General features: G+C 65.1%; 21 protein-coding genes. 10 read left to right on the top strand and 11 right to left on the bottom strand.

Annotated elements, in window-relative coordinates; all coding sequences use genetic code 11:
* Positions 1-98 precede the first annotated feature (98 nt).
* The gene (locus tag H8A95_RS13550) at positions 99-1,934 is read right to left on the bottom strand and encodes a di-heme-cytochrome C peroxidase (RefSeq protein WP_229183631.1); all 1,836 of its coding nucleotides are present in this window, start codon (positions 1,932-1,934) and stop codon (positions 99-101) included.
* A gap of 260 nt (positions 1,935-2,194) precedes the next feature.
* On the opposite strand from H8A95_RS13550, the gene H8A95_RS13545 reads away from it, so the two are divergent.
* Positions 2,195-2,875: an alpha/beta hydrolase family protein gene (locus tag H8A95_RS13545; protein WP_229183630.1), complete on the top strand. Its 681-nt coding sequence runs from the start codon at positions 2,195-2,197 to the stop codon at positions 2,873-2,875.
* Positions 2,876-2,885: 10 nt separating this feature from the next.
* Positions 2,886-3,620: an aspartate/glutamate racemase family protein gene (locus H8A95_RS13540; RefSeq protein ID WP_229183629.1), complete on the top strand. Its 735-nt coding sequence runs from the start codon at positions 2,886-2,888 to the stop codon at positions 3,618-3,620.
* Between the two features lie 99 nt (positions 3,621-3,719).
* Here H8A95_RS13540 and H8A95_RS13535 read toward each other — a convergent pair whose 3' ends face one another.
* The gene (locus H8A95_RS13535; protein WP_229183628.1) at positions 3,720-4,499 is read right to left on the bottom strand and encodes an SDR family oxidoreductase; all 780 of its coding nucleotides are present in this window, start codon (positions 4,497-4,499) and stop codon (positions 3,720-3,722) included.
* Between the two features lie 39 nt (positions 4,500-4,538).
* Entirely contained in the window at positions 4,539-5,513 is a 975-nt protein-coding gene (locus H8A95_RS13530; protein WP_229183627.1) for a ketopantoate reductase family protein, read from the bottom strand.
* A 179-nt stretch (positions 5,514-5,692) separates the two neighbouring features.
* Here H8A95_RS13530 and H8A95_RS13525 point away from each other — a divergent pair, with 179 nt between their 5' ends.
* A complete protein-coding gene (locus tag H8A95_RS13525) occupies positions 5,693-6,490 on the top strand; it encodes an enoyl-CoA hydratase-related protein (RefSeq protein ID WP_229183626.1) in 798 nt (265 codons plus the stop codon).
* A gap of 116 nt (positions 6,491-6,606) precedes the next feature.
* Here H8A95_RS13525 and H8A95_RS13520 read toward each other — a convergent pair whose 3' ends face one another.
* Together H8A95_RS13520 and H8A95_RS13515 are read right to left on the bottom strand one after the other, a co-directional pair.
* Positions 6,607-6,858: a type VI secretion protein gene (locus H8A95_RS13520; protein WP_229183625.1), complete on the bottom strand. Its 252-nt coding sequence runs from the start codon at positions 6,856-6,858 to the stop codon at positions 6,607-6,609.
* A 74-nt stretch (positions 6,859-6,932) separates the two neighbouring features.
* Positions 6,933-7,817 carry a LysR family transcriptional regulator gene (locus tag H8A95_RS13515; protein ID WP_229183624.1) on the bottom strand — a complete coding sequence of 295 codons (885 nt, stop codon included), beginning with the start codon at positions 7,815-7,817 and terminating at the stop codon, positions 6,933-6,935.
* Between the two features lie 123 nt (positions 7,818-7,940).
* Between H8A95_RS13515 and H8A95_RS13510 the strand changes: the two genes are divergently transcribed.
* The 4 genes from H8A95_RS13510 to H8A95_RS13495 all read left to right on the top strand — a co-directional run bounded on the left by H8A95_RS13510 (position 7,941) and on the right by H8A95_RS13495 (position 12,100).
* The gene (locus H8A95_RS13510) at positions 7,941-9,302 is read left to right on the top strand and encodes an FAD-dependent oxidoreductase (protein WP_229183623.1); all 1,362 of its coding nucleotides are present in this window, start codon (positions 7,941-7,943) and stop codon (positions 9,300-9,302) included.
* 12 nt (positions 9,303-9,314) lie between these two features.
* Positions 9,315-10,319 carry an ABC transporter substrate-binding protein gene (locus H8A95_RS13505; protein WP_229183622.1) on the top strand — a complete coding sequence of 335 codons (1,005 nt, stop codon included), beginning with the start codon at positions 9,315-9,317 and terminating at the stop codon, positions 10,317-10,319.
* Between the two features lie 187 nt (positions 10,320-10,506).
* On the top strand, positions 10,507-11,280 hold the full coding sequence (locus H8A95_RS13500; RefSeq protein WP_229183621.1) for an ABC transporter ATP-binding protein: 774 nt from the start codon (positions 10,507-10,509) through the stop codon (positions 11,278-11,280).
* Positions 11,273-12,100, top strand: a complete 828-nt coding sequence (locus H8A95_RS13495) for an ABC transporter permease (RefSeq protein ID WP_229183620.1) — start codon at positions 11,273-11,275, stop codon at positions 12,098-12,100. The genes H8A95_RS13500 and H8A95_RS13495 overlap by 8 nt, the downstream gene beginning before the upstream one ends.
* A gap of 211 nt (positions 12,101-12,311) precedes the next feature.
* Here H8A95_RS13495 and gtdA read toward each other — a convergent pair whose 3' ends face one another.
* Positions 12,312-13,352, bottom strand: a complete 1,041-nt coding sequence (gtdA, locus tag H8A95_RS13490; protein WP_229183619.1) for a gentisate 1,2-dioxygenase — start codon at positions 13,350-13,352, stop codon at positions 12,312-12,314.
* 114 nt (positions 13,353-13,466) lie between these two features.
* Between gtdA and maiA the strand changes: the two genes are divergently transcribed.
* Genes maiA through H8A95_RS13475 form a run of 3 tightly spaced genes read left to right on the top strand, consistent with a single transcriptional unit; the run spans position 13,467 to position 15,785 of the window.
* Positions 13,467-14,099, top strand: a complete 633-nt coding sequence (gene maiA / locus H8A95_RS13485; RefSeq protein ID WP_229183618.1) for a maleylacetoacetate isomerase — start codon at positions 13,467-13,469, stop codon at positions 14,097-14,099.
* On the top strand, positions 14,089-14,601 hold the full coding sequence (locus tag H8A95_RS13480) for a MarR family winged helix-turn-helix transcriptional regulator (RefSeq protein WP_163162350.1): 513 nt from the start codon (positions 14,089-14,091) through the stop codon (positions 14,599-14,601). Before maiA ends, H8A95_RS13480 begins: the two co-directional genes overlap by 11 nt.
* The gene (locus H8A95_RS13475; protein ID WP_229183617.1) at positions 14,601-15,785 is read left to right on the top strand and encodes a 3-hydroxybenzoate 6-monooxygenase; all 1,185 of its coding nucleotides are present in this window, start codon (positions 14,601-14,603) and stop codon (positions 15,783-15,785) included. Before H8A95_RS13480 ends, H8A95_RS13475 begins: the two co-directional genes overlap by 1 nt.
* Before the next feature lie 164 nt (positions 15,786-15,949).
* On the opposite strand, the gene H8A95_RS13470 is transcribed toward H8A95_RS13475, so the two are convergent.
* The 5 genes from H8A95_RS13470 to H8A95_RS13450 all read right to left on the bottom strand — a co-directional run.
* Positions 15,950-17,560: a benzoate-CoA ligase family protein gene (locus H8A95_RS13470; protein WP_233287040.1), complete on the bottom strand. Its 1,611-nt coding sequence runs from the start codon at positions 17,558-17,560 to the stop codon at positions 15,950-15,952.
* The gene (locus tag H8A95_RS13465) at positions 17,557-18,687 is read right to left on the bottom strand and encodes an FAD-dependent monooxygenase (RefSeq protein WP_229183616.1); all 1,131 of its coding nucleotides are present in this window, start codon (positions 18,685-18,687) and stop codon (positions 17,557-17,559) included. Before H8A95_RS13465 ends, H8A95_RS13470 begins: the two co-directional genes overlap by 4 nt.
* A 208-nt stretch (positions 18,688-18,895) precedes the next feature.
* Positions 18,896-19,108: a hypothetical protein gene (locus H8A95_RS13460; protein ID WP_106328038.1), complete on the bottom strand. Its 213-nt coding sequence runs from the start codon at positions 19,106-19,108 to the stop codon at positions 18,896-18,898.
* A gap of 109 nt (positions 19,109-19,217) precedes the next feature.
* The gene (locus tag H8A95_RS13455; RefSeq protein WP_229183615.1) at positions 19,218-19,439 is read right to left on the bottom strand and encodes a cysteine rich repeat-containing protein; all 222 of its coding nucleotides are present in this window, start codon (positions 19,437-19,439) and stop codon (positions 19,218-19,220) included.
* Positions 19,440-19,478: 39 nt separating this feature from the next.
* The coding region (locus H8A95_RS13450; RefSeq protein WP_229183614.1) for a cysteine rich repeat-containing protein at positions 19,479-19,668 on the bottom strand (190 nt) is incomplete at its 5' end.

The raw sequence follows: 19,668 nt of genomic DNA, 5'->3' as shown, positions 1-19,668 counted from the left end.
TAGTCCCGGGCATCCACACCTTCAACGTGACCTGCGCAAAAGACGTGAATGGCCGCGCCAAGCCAGGCCATGACAACAGGCGTGTTGACCAGCGACGGCTACAGCGTCTTGATGAACTCGATCAGGGCGCGACGCTGGTCTTCCTTCAGGCCGGGTCCGATCACGCCGGGACCCTTCTCGTCCGAGAATTCGTGTCCGGCATTGCTGTTGCCGCGCTTGGTGGTGTCGAGCGCGAAGACGTTCTTGATCTTGTCGTTCGACATATAGCCGAGATCCTTCGGATCATACTCCCGGCCGCCGAGATAGACGATCGAGGGACGTTCCTTCACCGGCGACAGCAGGGCGTAGATGGTCGGGACCGATCCGTTGTGCAGGTAGGGCGGGGTCGCCCAGATGCCGTTGAGCGGCCGGACCTTGTAGGCAAGCAGCGCCTGGATCCCGTTCGGCCGGTAGCCGTTGATGCGCTTGCGATCCTCAGGCGGGGTTTTGTTCTGGTCGTACCAGTAGTCGACGGTCTTCTCGACCAGTTCGCCGAGCGCGGGCCCGAAGCCGCCGTCCTTGATCTTCAAATTGGCCGGGGTCTCGACCGTGCGGTTCGCAAGGCCCTCGGCCTGTGCGCTGTCGGTGCCGATATGGCTGATCGGAATCATCTCGACGTCGAGCAGCGGCTGGCCGGCGTCGTTCTTGATCCAGCGCTTCTTGTCCTTGAACAGCGCAAAGGCCTCGCTCGTGGGCAGCGCCTTGCTGTCGATCGCCGGGCCGTGGCAGCCCTGGCAGTGCGTCTTGTAGAGCTCGCCGCCCTTTGTCGCGAGCTTCATCTCGATTGGTCCCAGGATGTTCTCCGGCCATTTCGGCGACGCAAGTCCGCCAAAGCCCTTGTCCTCGCTCGGCGGCTCGCCGGCGATCATCCGCTCCATCTCGTGCAGCACGTCGACCCGCGCGCTCGATTTGAACAGGCCCCTGGACTCGTCGAGCAGATTGAGCTCGGCGCTGACGCCGAGCGCTTCACCGGCATTGCGCACCATCGGCTGCATGATCGCGCCGTCATACTGCACCCAGCTGAACCACGGCGCGTTCCAGATCCGCGGGAAATGCACCGGCGCCGAATGCGAGGCATAGTTGTTCGGATTGTTCAGGTCGATCGAGAACACCTGGTTGCCGATCCGGTTCAGCGCATCGAGCCGCGCATAGCCTTCCTCGACGCTGTTGGCGGCAACCTTGGTCTCCAGCGCATTGATATTGGCGTACTGCTTCAGCACGAGATCGAGCTGGCCGCGCAGCGCCATGCGCTCGTCGACGTTAGAGTCCTTGCCGAGGATCTCATCGGCAAAGCGCGCGAACCGGCCCGGCCAGAACCGGGTCAGCAGCAGCGAGACGCCGACGCTCTTCTGGAACTCGAACAGGTTGGTGTTGGCCGGCCCGCCGTCGATCACGATCTCGGTGCCGCGATAGCTGAAGCTTCCGGTGTGGCAGGCGGAGCATGTCAGCCCGACCCCGTTCATGCTCTCCTTTGTGTGCGGGTTGCGCCAGGGCGTGCCGTTGGCATCAGCCATCGGGCCGCTCCGCGCAAAGCCGATCGGCAGCGCATCGGGACTGCCGGGGATTACAGTGTCGGGAATAAATCCGAAGCGACCGAGATAATTGGTCTCGCTGAGCCGCGGTGCCGCAGTGAACAGCGGCCAGACGGTCGGCTGCTCCAGCGCCACGAACCATTCAAGGGGGATGCCGAAGGTCCGCGTGCCCTGGTCGGCGTGATAGAACCAGCGCAGCCGCTCGGCGCTGACATTCTGGTCCAGCCACACCGTCTTTGCCGGCGGCTGATAGTCGACGGCCTTGACGCGGAAGCCGCTCACCACCGTCTCGATATCGTCCTTGAAGTAGAAGACGCCGGCGACAATCAACAGTCCGATGAAAACGATCGTCTTGCGAGGCATGCCCCGTCCCCCAATTCGCGATACCCGCGCGTCATATTGATGAGATATTAAAAATCGCCGAAACAGGTTCGCGTTAAGCGTGTGGTGAGCTGTGCGCCATCCTACAGTAGCGGCGCTTGGTCTACCAACGGAAATGTTGCAAAGGAAATGTTGATCAGCTGTGAGCCAGTTCACTTGCGGCACTCTCTCCGCGGCGGCATTTGCGCGCATCGAGACCTGCGGCTAGATTTGACGGAGCAATCATTCTTCGAGATGTCATCTTGAACGCGTCAGATGCACAGCCGCTCACGATCACGATCTCCGACGATAGCACGGTGTCCGCACTGCTGCTGCGCCCGGCGCAGGCGCGCAGCGCCTATGTGTTTGCCCATGGCGCCGGTGCCGGCATGACGCATCCGTCGATGGAGGTGATCGCAAAGGGATTGGCGGAGCGCGGCATCGCGACGCTGCGCTATCAGTTTCCCTACATGGAGAAGGCCAGCAAGCGGCCCGATCCGCCCGCCGTCGCGCAGGCGACGGTGCATGCTGCAGTGGCCGAGGCCGCGCGCCGTTGCGGCGAACTGCCGCTGTTCGCCGGCGGCAAGTCGTTCGGCGGACGCATGACCTCGCAGGCGCAGGCCAAAGCGCCGCTCGAAGGCGTGCGCGGGCTGGTGTTCCTCGGATTTCCCCTGCATCCCGCCGGCAAGCCGTCGAACGAACGCGCCAAGCACCTCGCCGAGGTCAAGATCCCGATGCTGTTCCTGCAGGGCACGCGCGATGCGCTGGCGGAGCTGGATCTGCTTGAGCCGGTGGTGAAGGAGCTGGGTAGCCGCGCGACGCTGCATCTGGTGCAGGAAGCCGACCACTCCTTCCACGTCCTCAAGCGCTCCGGCCGCAACGACCGCGAGGTGATGACCGAGCTGCTCGATGCGTTCGCGGCCTGGGTCGTGAAACATTCGTGAGATCAAGCCCATGACCAGGATCCTGATCGTCAATCCCAACACCACCGCGTCGATGACCGCGACCATCGCCACTGCGGCGCAGGCGGTGGCCGCGTCGGGCACCGAGATCGTCGCTGTCACATCCGCGATGGGGCCGGCCTCGATCGAGGGCTTCTACGACGAGGCCTTCGCCGTTCCCGGGTTGATCGAAGCGTTCCTGATGACGCCGGATGCCGATGCCGGCATCATCGCCTGCTTCGACGATACCGGCCTCGGTGCTGCGCGGTCGGCCGCGCGCTATCCGGTGGTCGGCATCTGCGAAGCGGCGCTGGTCACGGCCGGGCAGGTCGCCAAGCGTATCAGCATCGTCACCACGCTGCCGCGCTCGATCGTGCCGCTGGAGGAACTGGTCCGCCGCTACGGCTTCGCCGACCGCGCCACGGTCACTGCCTGCGACGTCGCGGTGCTCGATCTCGAGAAGCCGGGTTCGGGCGCCAAGGCGAAGCTGGAGGCGGAGATCGCGCGGGCGCTGGAGAAGGGTGCCGACGCCATCGTGCTCGGCTGCGCCGGCATGGCCGATCTCGCGCATGAGCTGTCGGTGCAATTTGGCGTGCCGGTCATCGATGGCGTGGCGGCTGCGGTGAAACAGGCGGAAGCACTCGCCGGCCTCAAGCTCACGACATCGCGCCGCGGCGCTTATGCCTCGCCTGCGGCCAAGGCCTATTCCGGGCTGCTCGAGGGATTCGCACCGGCCTCAAAGGAGTAAGTCTCGTCATTGCGAGCGAAGCGAAGCAATCCATAGTGCCGCATGCCGAGAAATGGATGCTTCGTCGCTGTCGCTCCTCGCAATGACGGGGAGACGGTTTTACGACGCCGCGCCGCCATAAATCCGGTCGCGCAGGCGGCGCATGCCGGACAGCCAGCGCTCTCGATTGGTGGCCTTGCGCAGCATGTATTCCTGCACCTGGGGGTGCGAGAGAATCAGGAAGCGTTCCTCGGCCATCGCTTCGATCACCATCCGCGCGACCTCGCCGGGCTGCAGCACACCGTCGACGCGCGCGGCGCTCGGGCCCGGCGTCGTCATGCCTGTTTGCACCGATTGCGGGCAGAGCACGGAGACACGGATGCCGCGGTCGCCATACTGGATGGCGAGATGCTCGGCGAGCGCGACCGCGGCGTTCTTGGTGACGCCGTAGGGCATCGAGTTCAGCGAGGCCAACAGCCCCGCGGCCGATGCAGTGTTGATGAGATAGCCCGAGCCGCGCGCCAGCATGCCCGGCACCAGCGCGCGCGCCGCGAACACGTGGCTCATCACATGCACGCGCCAGCTGACGTCCCAGTCGGCATCGGACGCGGTTTCCTGTCCCTTGCGCGACAGCCCGGCATTGGAGAAGAACACGTCGACCGGACCATATTTGTCCTCGGCTGCGGCGATCAGCGCCTTGAGGTCCTCCTCGAGCCCGACATCGGCGGTGACCGCGAGGCCGTCGATGTCGCCGGCGACGCTGGCGAGCCGGTCGCGCGAGGTCTTGAGATCGGCGACCACCACGCCGCGCGCGCCGGCCTCCGCATAGGCCCGCGCCACCGCTTCGCCGATCCCGCTGGCGCCACCGGTGACGATGCAGACCTTGTCCTTGACTTGCATGGTTCGATATCCCTGCTTGTTATCGTCGCGACCGGATTGTCAGCCCTGATACAGCCCCTTGTCACGCGCCTTCTGGATCGCGAGCGCGGCCATCAAATCGAGCATCGGGGTCGGAAGTCCGGCTGCGCGGGCAAACGCCGCCGGTGCACGCACCAGCACGTCGATCTCCATTGCGCGGCCGAGCTCGTAGTCCTGCAGGATCGACGGCTTGTGGTCGGGCGCCGGCCCTGAGCGGGTGACGCGCTTGACCTCGGGGATATAGCGTGTCGCCACCGCATTGGCCTCGTCGAGCAGCCGCGCGATCACGTCCTGCATGTCAGGATCGTCGCGGACGCCGCGCGCGGTCAGCCCGGTCAACAGGCAGAGCACCGACATCGACATGTTGGTGAGCAGCTTCGACCAGATCGTCTCACGAATCTCACTGACCTCGGGCGACTCGATCGCGGCGTCATTGAGGGCCGCGCGCAGAATGGCGATGCGCTCGCTCCGGCGGTCGTCGCACTCGCCGATCAAGAGGCGATTGCGATCCGGCGACAGGTTCGCCACCACGCCGGGCGCGATCACCTCGTTGGAGGAGAAGATCACGCCGCCGATGATCCGCTCCTCCGGGATGGCGCAGTGCAGGCGTCCGCCGGGATCGAGGAAGCCGAGATCGGGGATCGCGGGATGCTGCGTCGGCAGGCCGAGACCGTACCACCAGGGAATGCCGTTCTGCGCGAACACGACCATCGTGTCGCGCTGAAGCAGCGGTGGCAGTCCGGTTGCGAGCGCACCGATGCCGGTCGCCTTCAGCGTGCTGATGACGACGTCCTGCGGCCCCAGCTCAGCAGGATCGGCCGATGCCGTCACTTTCGCAGTGACGCTGCTGTCGCCGACCTTCAGCGTCAATCCGTTGGTCCTGACCGCGTCGAGATGCGGTCCGCGCATCACGCAGGACACATCGTGGCCGGCGCGTGCCAGCCGGACCGCGAAGTGGCTGCCAACGGCGCCTGCGCCGAAAATACAAATACGCATCAGTGGAACTAGTCCTTGCAACGTGTCGCGTCAGTTTCCACAAGCGCAGGCCATCGCGCAACCCGTCATGCGCGTGGCGCGGCCGCGCGCGCTCGAAAGTGATGGATCAAGCCATCTCCTCTCGCCATAGTGCAAGGTTAGTACAAGACAACAGCAATACCGAACCAGGGAGAAACATCATGTCGGCCAGCCCAGTCCTGTGGAGCCTCGATGCGCGCGGGGTCGCGTCCGTCACGCTGAATCGCCCCGAGGTCAACAATGCCTATGACGGCGCGCTGATTGCAGGCGTGCTGGCGGCGATCGACGATCTCTCGACCAAGCCGGTGCGCGTGGTCGTGCTCAACGGCAACGGCAAGCATTTCCAGGCCGGCGCCGACCTGAAATGGATCAACGGCGTGCGCCCGAAATCAGCAGAGGAGAACGAGGTGGCGTCGCGCGCCACCTTCGAGGCGGTGCAGCGCCTCAACACGCTGCCGGTCCCGACGGTGGCGCTGGTGCAGGGCGGCTGCTTCGGCGGCGGCACCGGCGTGATCTCGGCCTGCGATATCGTGATCGCGGCCGACAATGCGCTGTTCTCGATCACCGAGGTACGCTGGGGCCTGACGGCTGCGATCATCATCCCGCAGCTCTGCGACGCCATCGGCGTCCGCCAGGTGCGCCGCTATGCGTTGACCGGCGAACGTTTCGGCGCCGAGGATGCCCGCCGTATCGGCCTCGTCCATGAGGTGGTGCCGCTGGCCGATCTCGAAAGCGCAGGCGCCAGGGTCGTCGAGCAGCTGCTCGGCAACGCCCCGGATGCGATGGCCGAAACCAAGAAGCTCGCGATGGAGAGCTCGTTCGGCGGCATGGCCGTCGACGATGCGGCCTACAAGCGCCTTGTCCAGCTGCACTCGGCCAAGCGGCAGACCGCCGAGGCGGCCGAAGGGCTCGCGTCCTTTGCCGAGAAGCGCGCCGGGCGGTGGGGCGGCAAGGTGTAGTCTGTGCGGATGGTCTGTAGGGCGGGTTAGCCGAAGGCGTAACCCGCCGCTCGCATTCCGACAGATTGGCGGATTACGCTGCGCTAATCCGCCCTACATATTTGCAAGCGTACCGCTCAGCAGCCGCGGCAGATGCCGCGCATGCTGCGATAGACCTCTTCGTCGTCGCGCCGCATCTGCTGCAGCTGATCGAACGTCTTCGCTTCGCTTGATTGCGCGATCGGCGGCTCGGGCTTGCGCTTCGCCGCCAGCTCCTGCTCTTGCCGATGGTAGCAGGCTTCGCGCTCGGCCTTGGCCTCGATGAAGCGGCAGGTCTCGATCGCCGCCGCGGGCGTCGCAACGATCATGAGACCGAGCAAGGCTGACATCAGGAGTTTCAAGCGGGTGATCCTTTCGCGCCCTTGTCTCAGGTCCGCCTGCGTGGAGCAAGACCACCGCTATATCACAGCGACTGCGACAGCGACTTTTTCAAGGTCTTGAGCAGTGCCTGCACCGCGGCGGCATCGATGCGGCGTTCGGGAACGGCGGCCTTCACCCACAGTTCCGGGATCGGAAACTCAGGGAGGACCGGCTGCAACGTGCCGTCGCGCAGCGCGTCCGCGACCAGATAATGCGAGAGCAGCGCGATGCCGTTACCGGAGATCGCGCTTTGCGTCAGCACGCGGCCCTCGTTTGAACTGAGAATCGGCCGCACCTGGATATTGATGCGGCCGCGTGGCCCCTCGAACGGCCATTCCGGTCCTGTCGGCAGAAAGCTGAGGCAGCGATGATCGACCAGATCGCGCGGATGCTTCGGCGTTCCCTGCTTCTTGAGATACGCCGGTGAGGCGCACACGAGCCGCTGCAGCCGGCACAGCGGTTCGTCGACGACACCGCCGAAGGAATGCGGAAAGGCGCCGATCGCGATATCGAAACCTTCGGTCACAGGATCGACCGGACGATCGATCATCACGATCTCGAGCTTCACGCTGCTGTTCTGCTTCTGGAAGATCGTGAAGGCATCGGCGAGACGTGCGACCGTCAGCGAGGTCGGCGCCTTGACGCGCAGATGATCGGAGAGGTCGCGCTGCTTCTCGCCCATTCGCGACAGGAGATCGCCGACATCGGCAACGACGCCGCGGGCGCGATGCACATATTGCTGACCGGCCTCGGTCAGCCGCAATTGCCGCGTCGAGCGGTGGAATAGCGCGGTGCCGATCCGCTCCTCGAGCTGGGTGACGCGCTTGGCGACGACCGAGGTCGCGACGTTGAGCCTGCGCGCAGCGCCGGAGAAGCCGCCGGCGTCTGCGGTGGCGAGGAAGGCTTCGAGGTTCACCAGCGTATCCATCGGCCGTTCCCTTTGCTCTCGCCTTTCTCGATTCGCGAAAACTGATCACATAATTTGGTGGATTGTACTGCAATCCGCATCAATTCATAGTTCGCCCAATCAGCTTTGTTCAGGGCGGAAATGATGCGAGCGAGCACGATCGAAGAACCTGCGCGGCAGGTGCCGGTCTATGGCGAATATGATGTGGTGGTGCTTGGCGGCGGACCGGCCGGCATCGCGGCAGCCGTCGGCGCGGCACGCGCCGGACGGCGAACGCTCCTGATCGAGCGTTACGGGTTTCTCGGCGGCATGGGCACCGCGGCGGGCGTGACCAACTTCTGCGGCCTGCACGCCAACATCTTCGGCGAGATGCACCGGGTCGTGCAGGGCATCGCCTCCGACCTGCTGGCGCGCATCGACCGGCTCGGCGGACTGAACGCGCCGCATCTGATCCTCGGCAAGATCCTCGCGCAAGCCTACGACACCGCGGCCTACAAGATCGCGGCGGACGATCTCCTGGCGCATCACAAGGTCGACATCCTGTTCCATGCGCTCGGCGCCGGCGTCGTCATGGACGGCGCGCACATCCGCGCGCTGATGGTGGAAACCAAGGCCGGACGGCAGGCGGTGCGGGGCGGCATCTTCATCGATTGCTCCGGTGACGGCGATCTCGCGGTGTGGGCCGGTGCGCCCCATGAGGTCGGCGACAACCAGGGCGGCATGCTCTACCCCTCAATGATGTTCCGTCTCAACGGCATCGATCCGGCGAAGGCCGGCGATGCGTGGCGGACGATTCCGGAGCGGATGGCGCAGGCCGAGGCCGCCGGCACCTATAAATTCCCGCGCAAGTCCGCGATCGTGCGGCCGCAGAAATCGCAGATCGAATGGCGGGTGAATTTCACCCAGGTGACGCGCAGCGATGGCGGCGCCATTTCCGGTATTGATCCCGACGAGATGACGCGCGGCGAGATCGAGGGCCGCCGCCAGGCGGTCGAGGCGTTCAAGTTCCTGCGCACGGTGCCGGGCTTTGAAAATTCCTACATCGTCGATCTGCCGCCACAACTCGGCATCCGCGAGACGCGGCGCGTGATCGGCGGCTACATGCTGTCCGGCGAGGACGTGCTGGGCTGCGCCTCATTCGCGGACTCGATCGGCGTCAACGGCTGGCCGATGGAAAAGCACGTGCCGGGCGATGTGACTTTCGAGTTTCCGCCGATCCCGGAGAGCCGCGGCTACAACGAATTGCCGTATCGCATGCTGGTACCTGATGGCGTCGACAATCTCCTGGTCGCCGGCCGCTGCGCTTCGATGACCCATGAAGGGCAATCGGCGGCGCGCGTCTCCGGTGCCTGCTTCGTGATGGGCGAGGCGGCAGGAACCGCGGCGGCGCTGGCACTATCGGGCAATACGATTCCGCGCGACATTTCCGTCGAAAAGTTGCAACAACAACTCGGCAAGCAGGGCGCGTTCGTCGGCCGCGATCAGGCCGTGCCAGAAGGTTTGTAAGCGGAGGACGGAATGAAGGGTTGGGCGCGGCTCGCACTCGCGGGCCTGCTGGTGTGGGCCGCGAGCGGCATCGCACGGGCCGACGATCTCCTGAAGGCGAAGATCGGCGTGCTGCGGCTGTCGTCCTCGGCGCCGGTGTTCATCGCGCAGGACAAGGGTTACTTCCGCGAAGCCGGCCTCGATGTCGAGCTGAAGTTTTTCGACGCGGCACAGCCGATCGCGGTGGCGACCGCGTCAGGCGACGTCGATTTCGGCGTCACCGCGGTGACCGCGGGGCTCTACAATCTCGCCGGCAAGAGCACGCTGAAGGTGATCGGCGGCATGAGCCGCGAGAAGGCCGGCTATCCCTTGATCGGCTATTTCGCCAGCAACAACGCCTATGCCGCCGGCCTCAAGACGCCGAAGGATCTCGCAGGCAAGCGCGTCGCAGTGACCCAGGTCGGCTCCAGTTTTCATTACTCGCTCGGGCTGCTCGCCGACAAGTACGGCTTCAAGCTGTCCGACGTGAAGGTGGTGCCGCTGCAATCGCTGTCGAATGCGACCGCGGCGCTGAAGGGCGAGACGGTCGACGCGGCACTGTTGCCGGTCTCGACCGCGCGGACCTTGATGGATTCGAAGGGTGCAAAATTGCTCGGCTGGGTCGGCGACGAGACGCCGTGGCAGCTTGGCGCCATCTTCGCATCGCCGAAGACGCTGACCAACCCGCAGTTGGTGAAGAGGCTGCTCACCGCGCTCACCCGCGCCGACCACGAATATCACGACGTGATCCTGACCGCGATCAAGGACGGTGTGGCGCCGATCAACGACAAGACCAAACCGCTGCTCGAGATCATCGCCAAATACACCAACCTGCCGGTCGAACAGGTGGTCGGCAACTGCGCCTATATCGATCCCGACGGCAAGCTCGACGTGAAGAACCTCGACAACCAGATCAAATGGCTGCAGGGGCAGGGTTTTGTCGACAAGGGTTTTGATGCCGATGCGATCATCGCCAAGGACTATGTGAAGGCGGATTGATGCTGAGCCGCGCGCACCACTCTCTCACCGTCACCCCCGCGCAAAGGCTTCGCCTTTGTCGCTGGAGGAGCGCGCCCTTGCGCGCGTCTCGAAGGGTCGACGGCCCGGATAGAGCTCGGCCGCCCATCCTTCGAGACGCGCTGCGCGCTCCTCAGGATAACGGTCTGACAGCGGAGAGTGGCGCAACATGGACCTGATCGCCGACCATATCAGCCATCGCTTCGGCGCGCTCGACGTGCTCAGCGATGTCTCCTTCACGGTTCGCGCCGGCGAGATCGTCGCGATCGTCGGTCCGTCCGGCTGCGGCAAGAGCACGCTGCTGTCGATCCTCGGTGGCTTGCTGCGGCCGAGTGAGGGCGCCGCCGAACTGCGCGGCGCGCCGCCGTCGGGCAGCCTCAATCCGTTGACCTTTGTGTTCCAGGACTTTGCCCTGCTGCCGTGGAACACGGTCGAGGAGAACGTCGCGTTTCCGCTGCTGCACACGTCCCTCGGCGCCGGCGAGCGCCGCGCCGTGATCGACGATGCGCTGCGCCGCACCGGGCTGTCGGATTTTCGCGCCGCATACCCGAAGCAGTTGTCCGGCGGCATGCGTCAGCGCGTCGGCATCGCGCGCGCGCTCGCGGTTCGTCCGGCGATCCTGTTGATGGACGAGCCGCTGTCGGCGCTGGATTCGCAGACCCGCGAGCTCCTGATGGAGGATTTCGTCGGCCTGCTTGCAGATGGTGCGATGGGCGCGGTCTATGTCACGCATAATCTCGAGGAAGCCGTGCGGCTTGCCGACCGCGTCGTGGTGCTGTCGCGCCGCCCCGGCCGCATCAGGGAAATCGTGACCATCCCGATGACGCGCGCCGAGCGTGGCACGGCGGAGGCGCGCGGGCCGATGGCCGCGTTGCAGGGGGAGTTGTGGTCGCTGATCCGGAAAGAGGCGATCGATGCCGAGCGCGAGGTCCAGCATGCTTGATCGCTCCCCGCAGGAGACGAAGGACCGATCGGCGGAAGCGACGCGGCCGGTCGCGTTTCGCGGCGCCGGCTTCACGCCGGGCGGCAGCCGCTCCGCGGGCTGGATCGCGCTCGCGCTGGTCATCGCGGTCTGGCAGCTTGCCGGCAGTGCGGGATGGGTCAATCCGCTCTTCCTGCCGGCGCCGTCGGCGATCGCTGTGGCGGTCACCAAGCTCGCGATGTCGGGGGCGCTGTGGCAGCATTTGTCGTGGTCGATCATGCGGATCGGCACCGGCTGGATCATCGGCACGGCCGCCGGCGTCATTGTCGGCTTCGCGATCGGGCTGTCGACCATGGCGCGCGGTGTCGGCATCACCTTCATCTCGGCACTGTTCCCGATTCCGAAGATCGCGCTGCTGCCGTTGCTGATCCTGTGGCTCGGGATCGGCGAGGAGCCGAAGATCGCGACCATTGCGCTCGGCGTGTTCTTCTCGACTGCGATCTCGGTCTATAGCGGCGTCGACGCGGTGCCGCGCAATCTGATCCGGATGGCGCAGAGCTTCAACGTGCCGTTCCACGCCATCGTCCGCCGCGTGATCTGGCCGGGCGCGCTGCCCTCGATCCTCGCCGGCTTCCGCATCACCTCGTCGGTTGCGCTGCTGCTCGTGGTCAGCGCCGAAATGATCGGCGCGCAATACGGCATCGGCGCCTTCGTGCTGCAGGCCGGCAATCTGATGCAGACCGATCAGCTGCTCGCCGGCGTCGTGATCCTGTCGCTGTTCGGGCTTGTGGTGGGGAAGCTGATCAACCTGCTGGAAGTGCGGTTGCTGCACTGGCGGTGAAGGCGCGCTGCTGGCCACAAACTCAATGTCGTCCCTGCGAAAGCAGGGACCCATAACCACAGGATGTTGTTGTTAGAAAAGGCTGGGGGCCCAGCACCTCCAACAACGCAACCCTGTGGTTATGGGTCCCGGGTCGCGCTTCGCTTGCCCGGGACGACGGGGGTTAAAATCGTAAGGTGAGCAAAGCGCAGCGTGCCTACCCTACAATCGCTTAGGCGTTCCCCCTGTCCTCGCGGAACAGATCCAGCTTCTGCTGCACCGGGCGATCCGAGAACGAGAACAGCACGGAGTCGGTGTCGGCTTCGTGGGTGACCCAGTGCCAGCTCGGCACCACGAACAGATCGCGCGGTCCCCATTCGAAGGTCTGGTCGCCGACCCGGGTGCGGCCCTTGCCCTCGATCGCGGCGAACACGGTGGCGTCGGTCGAGCGATAGCGCGCGGTCTTGAAGCCCTTCGGCAGCAGCTGGATGAAGGTGCCGATGGTCGGCATCGCAAAGTCGCCGGTCTCGGGGTTGGAGAATTTCAGCTTGAGGCCGTGGCAGGCATCCCATTCATCTCGGGCCCGGGCCTTTTCCAGCGTCTCGCGGGTGTGCTCATAGGGATAGTTGAAGATCGGCGAGGTTTTGGACGACCGCTTCTGGTCGATCGGCAACAGGTTGCGGCCGTAGCGCGCGAAGCTGTCACCGGCCGGCTTGGAGATCGCCTGCTGGTCCTCCTTGGCGCCTTCCGCGAACGAGCAGTCGAAGAATTGCACCATGGGAATATCGAGCCCGTCGAGCCAGAACATCGGCTCCGATGTCTCGTTGGAATGGTCATGCCAGGTCATCGACGGCGTGATGACGAAATCGCCCGGCGCCATCGCGGTGCGCTCGCCATCGACGGCGGTGTAGGCGCCCTTGCCCTCCAGCACGAAACGCAGCGCCGACTGGGTGTGACGATGCGCGGGCGCAACGTCGCCCGGCACCACCATCTGCACGCCGGCAAACAGGGAAGTCGTGATTCTGGACTGACCGCGCAGGCCGGGGTTCTCCAGCACCAGCACGCGGCGCTCGGCTTCCTTGGCCGTGATCAACTTGCCGGCCTCGTTCATGTAGTCGCGGATCTGGTCGAACTTCCACAGATGCGGGCGGCAGGCGCTGCGCGGCTCCGGCGTGACCAGGTCGCCCAATACGTTCCACAGCGCCGAGAGGTTTTCGCCGTCGATCTTCTTGTAGAACGCCTCGCGCTCCGGGGTCTTCTGCACGGCTTCCATGGCAAGCCTCCCATCATTCTTGTCGGTTCAATTTAATTGACAGTATACTGACAATATGGCTAGCGTCAATGAACCAAGCCGATAACGAAATGCAAGAATGCAAGGGAGGTTCCGATGAAGCTGCATGGCTATTTCCGGAGCAGCGCGTCCTACCGGGTCCGGATCGCCCTCAATCTGAAGGGGCTCACGTCGGAGCATCTGCCGCATCATCTGCGCAAGGGCGAGCAATGCGCGCCGGCCTATCTGGCGATCAATCCGCAGGGGTTGGTGCCGACGCTGGAGAGCGATGCCGGCGCGATCCTCACCCAGTCGCTTGCGATCATCGAATGGCTCGATGAGACCAATCCCACTCCGCCGCTGCTGCCGAAGGACCCGCTGCGCCGCGCCAAGGTGCGGGCGTTCGCGCAGGCGATCGCCTGCGACACCCACCCGGTGCAGAATCTGAAAGTGCTGGCGCGGCTGCGCCAGCTCGGCCTGCCCGAGGAGCAAGTGACGGAATGGGCCGCCTGGGCCAATCGCGAAGGCCTGTCGGCCTGCGAGACGCTGATTGCCGAAGAGGCCGGGCCGTTCTGCTTCGGTGAAACGCCGACGCTCGCCGATCTCTGCCTGGTGCCGCAGCTCGCCAATGCGCGGCGCTTCGGCGTCGACGTCTCAGCCTATCCGCGCCTGCTCAAGGCAGAGGCCGCGACAAAACAAGTCAAGGCGTTCGCCGACGCCGCGCCGGACAAGCAGCCCGATGCCGAGTAGCAAGCCCACGCCCGTCACCATGGACGCGGTCTACACCGCGCCCGGCTATTTGTTCCGGCGGATGCAGCAGATCGCGGTGGCGTTGTTCATCGAGGAATGCAGGTCGTTCGACCTGACGCCGGTGCAATACGCCGCGCTGGTGACGATCTCGACCCACCCCGGCATCGACGCCACCCGGCTCTCGGCGGTGATCGCGTTCGACCGCTCCACGCTCGGCAACGTGATCGAGCGGCTGCAGGCCAAGGAGTTCATCGTGCGCAAGCCGGCGCCCGAGGACAAGCGGGTCAAGCTGCTCTATCTCACCAAGGCCGGCGCCGGCGTGCTGAACGAGATCATGCCCTCGGTCGAGAAGGCACAGACGCGGATGCTGCAGCCGTTGAAGCCGGCCGATCGAAAGACGCTTCTCTCGCTCTTGACCCAACTTGTCGACCTCAACAACGAGGCGTCGCGCGTGCCGCTGCGCGCCGAGGATGCCCTCGAACATCTCGGAAGGTCGGGCTGATGGCGGAGACGAGACCTGTCCTGATCGCGGGTGGCGGCATCGGCGGTCTCGCCGTGGCGCTGGGGCTTGCGCAAAAGGGCATCCGCTCGATCCTGCTGGAAAAGGCCGCCGCGCTTGGCGAGATCGGCGCCGGCATCCAGCTTGGGCCGAACGCGTTCCACGCCTTCGACTATCTCGGCGTCGGCGAGGCCGCGCGCAACATGGCGGTCTATATCGACCAGTTGCGGCTGATGGATGCGCTGACCGCCGATGAGATCACCCATATCGATCTCGGCGATGCCTTTCGCGCGCGGTTCGGCAACCCCTATGCCGTCGTGCATCGCGGCGATCTGCACGGCGTGTTCCTGCGCGCCTGCCAGAGCCATGAACTGATCGAGCTGCGCGTCAGCAGTGAGGTGGTCGGCTACGAGCAGGATGGTTCATCCGTGACTGCAAAGCTCGCCGGTGGCGAGCGCATCACCGGGCGGCTGCTGATCGGAGCCGACGGGCTGTGGTCGAACATCCGCAAGCAGGTGACGGCAGACGGCCCGCCGCGCGTCTCCGGCCACACCACCTATCGCTCGGTGATTCCGACCGAGCAGATGCCGGAAGACCTGCGCTGGAATGCGGCGACGCTGTGGGCCGGGCCGAAATGCCACATCGTGCATTATCCGCTGTCGGGCTGGAAGGTGTTCAACCTCGTCGTCACCTATCACAATGATGCACCGGAGCCGGTTGCGGGCAAGCCGGTCTCCGAAGCCGAGGTGATGAAGGGCTTCACCCACGTCCACGAGCGGGCGCAGAACATCATTCGCCACGGCACAAACTGGAAGCTCTGGGTGCTGTGCGACCGCGACCCCACCGAACGCTGGATCGATGGCCGCGTCGTGCTGCTCGGCGACGCTGCGCATCCGATGCTGCAATATTTCGCGCAAGGCGCCTGCCAGGCGATGGAGGACGCGGTCTGCCTGTCGCACATGCTGGCCAATCACGATGATCAGGCAGCGGCGCTCGATGCCTATCGTGCCCAGCGCTTCCCGCGCACGGCGCGCGTGCAGCTGATGTCACGCGCGATCGGCGAGCACGTCTACCATCCCGCAGGCGACCACGCCCGCATCCGCAACGCGATCATGAGCGCGAAGTCGCAGACCGAGTGGTGCGACGATATCGCGTGGCTGTATGGCGGGACGGGGCTGGGGAGTTAGCCGTCGCAAACTCCGCCGTCGTCCCGGACGAGCGAAGCGCGATCCGGGACCCATAACCACGAATGCATCTGTGGCGCGATGCTGGGGCCCCAGCGCGATGTAGCGGCTGAGATTGGTGGTTATGGGTCCCTGCTTTCGCAGGGACAACAGCGAGCCTGGTGCCCTCACATCCGCATCACCGCCTGGCGGTCGATCTTCCCCGTGCCGGTCTTCGGCAGCTCCTCGATGAATTTTACCTCGCGCGGATATTTATACGGCAACAGCTTCGTCTTGACGTAGTCCTGCAACCGCCGCGTCGCCTCGTCGCTGTCGAAGCCGGCCTTGTTCATCACCACCACGGCCCGCAGCGTCATGCGCCGGTCCGGCAATTCGGCGGCGTAGACGGCGCATTCGCGGACGTCGGGGTGATCGGCGAGACAGAGCTCAACCTCGAGCGGATAGACCCACTGGCCGGAGATCTTGATCAGGTCGTCGGCGCGGCCGCGGAAGAAATGGAAACCGTCGCTGTCGCGCATGAAGCGGTCACCGGTGTAGATCCAGCCGTCCTCGCGCACGGTCTCGGCGGTCTTGTCCGGCCGGTTCCAGTACAGCGGCGTCGCGGAATCGCCGCGCACCCACAGGATGCCTTCCTCATTGTCGCCGACCTCGCGGCCGTCGCTGTCGCGGAGCATGATCTCGTAGCCGGGGACGCGCAGGCCGGCCGCGCCGAGCTTCTTCTGCTCTGCGCGGTTGCTGAGATAGACGTGCAGCACCTCGGTCGATCCGAGCCCTTCGATGATCTCGAGCCCGGTGAGCTGCTTCCAGCCGTTGAAGACCTCGGCCGACAGCACTTCGGCAGCCGAGACCGCCATCCGCAGCGAGGAGAAATCGGCAGTGTCGGCGCCTTCGGCCTTGGTCAAGGAGATGTAGAGCGTCGGCAGGCCGAAGAACACGGTCGGCCGATATTGCCCGATCGCCGCGAAGATCGCGGCCGGTTTCGGCTGGCCCGGCAGCAGCAGCGTCGCAGCGCCGACCGAGAACGGAAACGTGATCGAATTGCCAAAACCGTAGGCGAAGAAGATCTTCGGCACCGAGAAGCAGATATCGCCGGGCGAAAGCTTCAGCACGCTGCGGGCAAAGGCACGTTCGCTATAGGCCATGTCGTGCTGCAAATGCACGATGCCCTTGGGGCGGCCGGTCGAGCCTGACGAATACATCCAGAACGCCATCTCGTTGCGGTTTGTGTCGGCCGCGTCCAGTTCGGTCGGGAAGCCATCCAGCCATTCGCCGGCGTTGCGTGTCTCGGCCACGTTGTGATCGCCTGCGGCACCGTTCACCACGACCATTGTGCGCAGCGGCGTGTCCTTGCAGGCTTCCGCATTGAAACGCGTGCAGAATTCGGCATCGGTGACGGCGACCTGGGCGCCGGCGTCGGACAGATAGAATTGCAGCAGCTCCGGCGTCGTCAGCGTGTTGATCAAGAGCGGCACGAAGCCGGCGCGGACCGCACCGAAGAACGCCGCCGGATAGGCCGGGGTGTCGTCGAGGAACAGCAGGACGCGGTCGCCGCGCTTTAATCCGAGCGACAGCAAGGCGTGGCCCCAGCGCGCCGCGTCAGCGCAGAGCTCGCGATAGGTCCGCGTGCCCGCCGGGCCGGTCAGCGCCAGGCGTTCGGCGTTTCCGTTGCCGAGATTGTCGAACAGGATGCGGCTCGCATTATAGCGTTCGGGGATCGTAAAGCCGATCTCGCGCGCACCGGGGTTGTCCTGCGGAACCTGGTCGGCGATCCCGGTCATGATTGTCCCTTTGCGGCTTCGTAGCGGGCCATGAATCCGGGCGACATCGCGCGCAGCCGCGCATCGTCGATCCGGCCGGAGCGGGTGATGTAGCTGTAGGCGAAATCCATCAGGTCGAGCTTCATATGCGCGGGGAAATGCTCGTACCAGTCGGCGCTGGTCCGCGCCGCGGTGACGAGCTTCTTCACGATCGGCTTGCGCTCGCCCTCATAACGTTGAAGCGCGGCGGCGATGCCGCCCTCGCTCTCCAGCGCCTTGGTCAGCGCAATCGCGTCCTCGATCGCCAGCCGCGTGCCCGAGCCGATCGAGAAATGCGCGGAATGCAAGGCGTCGCCGATCAGCACCATGTTGCCGTGCGACCAGCGCTCGTTCCAGATCCACGGGAAATTGCGCCACACCGATTTGTTGGAGATCAGTCGGTGGCCGTCCAGCGTCGCGGCGAATACCTGTTCGCAGATCGCCTGCGATTGCTCGATGCTCTTGTCGGCGAAGCCGTAAGCTTCCCAGGTCGCCGCGTCGCATTCGACCAGGAAGGTGCTCATGTCCTTCGCATAGCGATAGTGATGGGCGTTGAAGCTGCCGCGCTCGGTCGCGACAAAGGTCTGCGACAGCGTCGCGAAGGGTTTCGTGGTGCCGTACCAGGCGAATTTGTTGGAGGACTGCGAGACCGACGCGCCGAAGGCAGCCTCGAAGCCGCGCCGGACCATCGAGTTCAGCCCGTCGGCGGCGACGATCAGGTCGTAACCGCTGAGCTGGTCGAGGGATTGCACCACGGTGTCGAAGTGCGGCGTGACGCCTGTGCTGCGCACGCGCTCCTGCAGGATCGTCAGCAGCTTGAGCCGGCCGATCGAGGAGAACCCGACACCGTCGATCTCGACGCTCTCGCCGCGCAGATTGAGGGTGATGTTCTTCCAGCTCTCCATCCCGGGCGCGATGGCGTCGACCGTCTCGGGGTCGTCGGCGCGCAGGAAGTCCAGCGCCTGCTCGGAGAACACCACGCCGAAGCCCCAGGTGGCGCCGGCCGCGTTCTGCTCGAACAGGTCGATCTCGGCGTCAGGATGACGCTTCTTCCAGAGATAGGCGAAATAGAGCCCGCCGGGCCCTCCGCCGATCACGGCGATCCGCAACGTCTGCCTCCCAGATTGACAGTGTACTTACAATTTGGGTCCAGACTAATAGTCCTCCGGCGGGAACGCCAGAGGGAAAATGCGCGCGGCGTCTAAAGCGCGATAGGTTGAACCGTCATCGCGCTCTAGATTCCTGTTTGGCATGATCTTTTCGGAAAACCGCTTCGCACTTTTCCGGATCATGCCTGTCCGCGAGGGGGCGAACGGTTCAATAGCAGCGGCGGACCTTGACCCCGCCGACCCATACCCAGCGGCAGCCGGCGACCACGGGCTTGCGGACGACGACCGCGCCGCGCGCGCCGGCGCATCCGGCGCGATAGGGGCCGCGCCCGCACACGACGGCGTTGGCATCGGAGGACTCAAAGGTCATGGTCGCGGCAAAGGACAGCAGGGCCGCGGCGATCAGCAATAGCGAACGCATGATATTCCCTCTCCCGGGTGAGGTATGGTTGGCCTGTCGGTGACAACAAGGTGCTACGGCTCCGTGCCCGGAAAAGCGCCGGGCACCTGTCGTCTCACTGCCCGCGCTTTTATTTCTTTTCCGCTTCCGCCAGCACTTTCTTGCAGGCGGGCGTCAGCTTGTCGCTCTCCTTGGCGAGGCAGGCGATGATGCGCCCGCCGCCGGGCGCCACGCTTTTGCAGAACTTCTGGTAATCGCCCATGCACGCGTCGCGTTGTGCGTTGGTTAGCTCCTGGGCGTAGACGGCGGTCGCGCCGCAGAGCAGCGCGGCGGTCAGGACAATACGCAGCATCGTTCGCTCCCTCTTCCGGTCAGTCGCTTGGCAACAAGCTCATCGCGCCGCGAACGGCGCCAGCACATCGCGGCATCCCGGCGAGAGCGAACCGGCATTGGTCGCCAGGCATTGCACGATCCGCCCGCCGCCCGGTTGGACACCGCCGCAGATCGAGCGGACATCGGCGCCGCAGGCCGAGCGCAGCACGAACAGTTCTTCGCGCGGCCGCAGCGGCCGCAACACGATC

Source organism: Bradyrhizobium oropedii (genome assembly GCF_020889685.1).
GTDB lineage: Bacteria > Pseudomonadota > Alphaproteobacteria > Rhizobiales > Xanthobacteraceae > Bradyrhizobium > Bradyrhizobium oropedii.
Note: the sequence above shows the minus strand (reverse complement) of the source record. Positions and strands in the feature narration are given on the sequence as shown.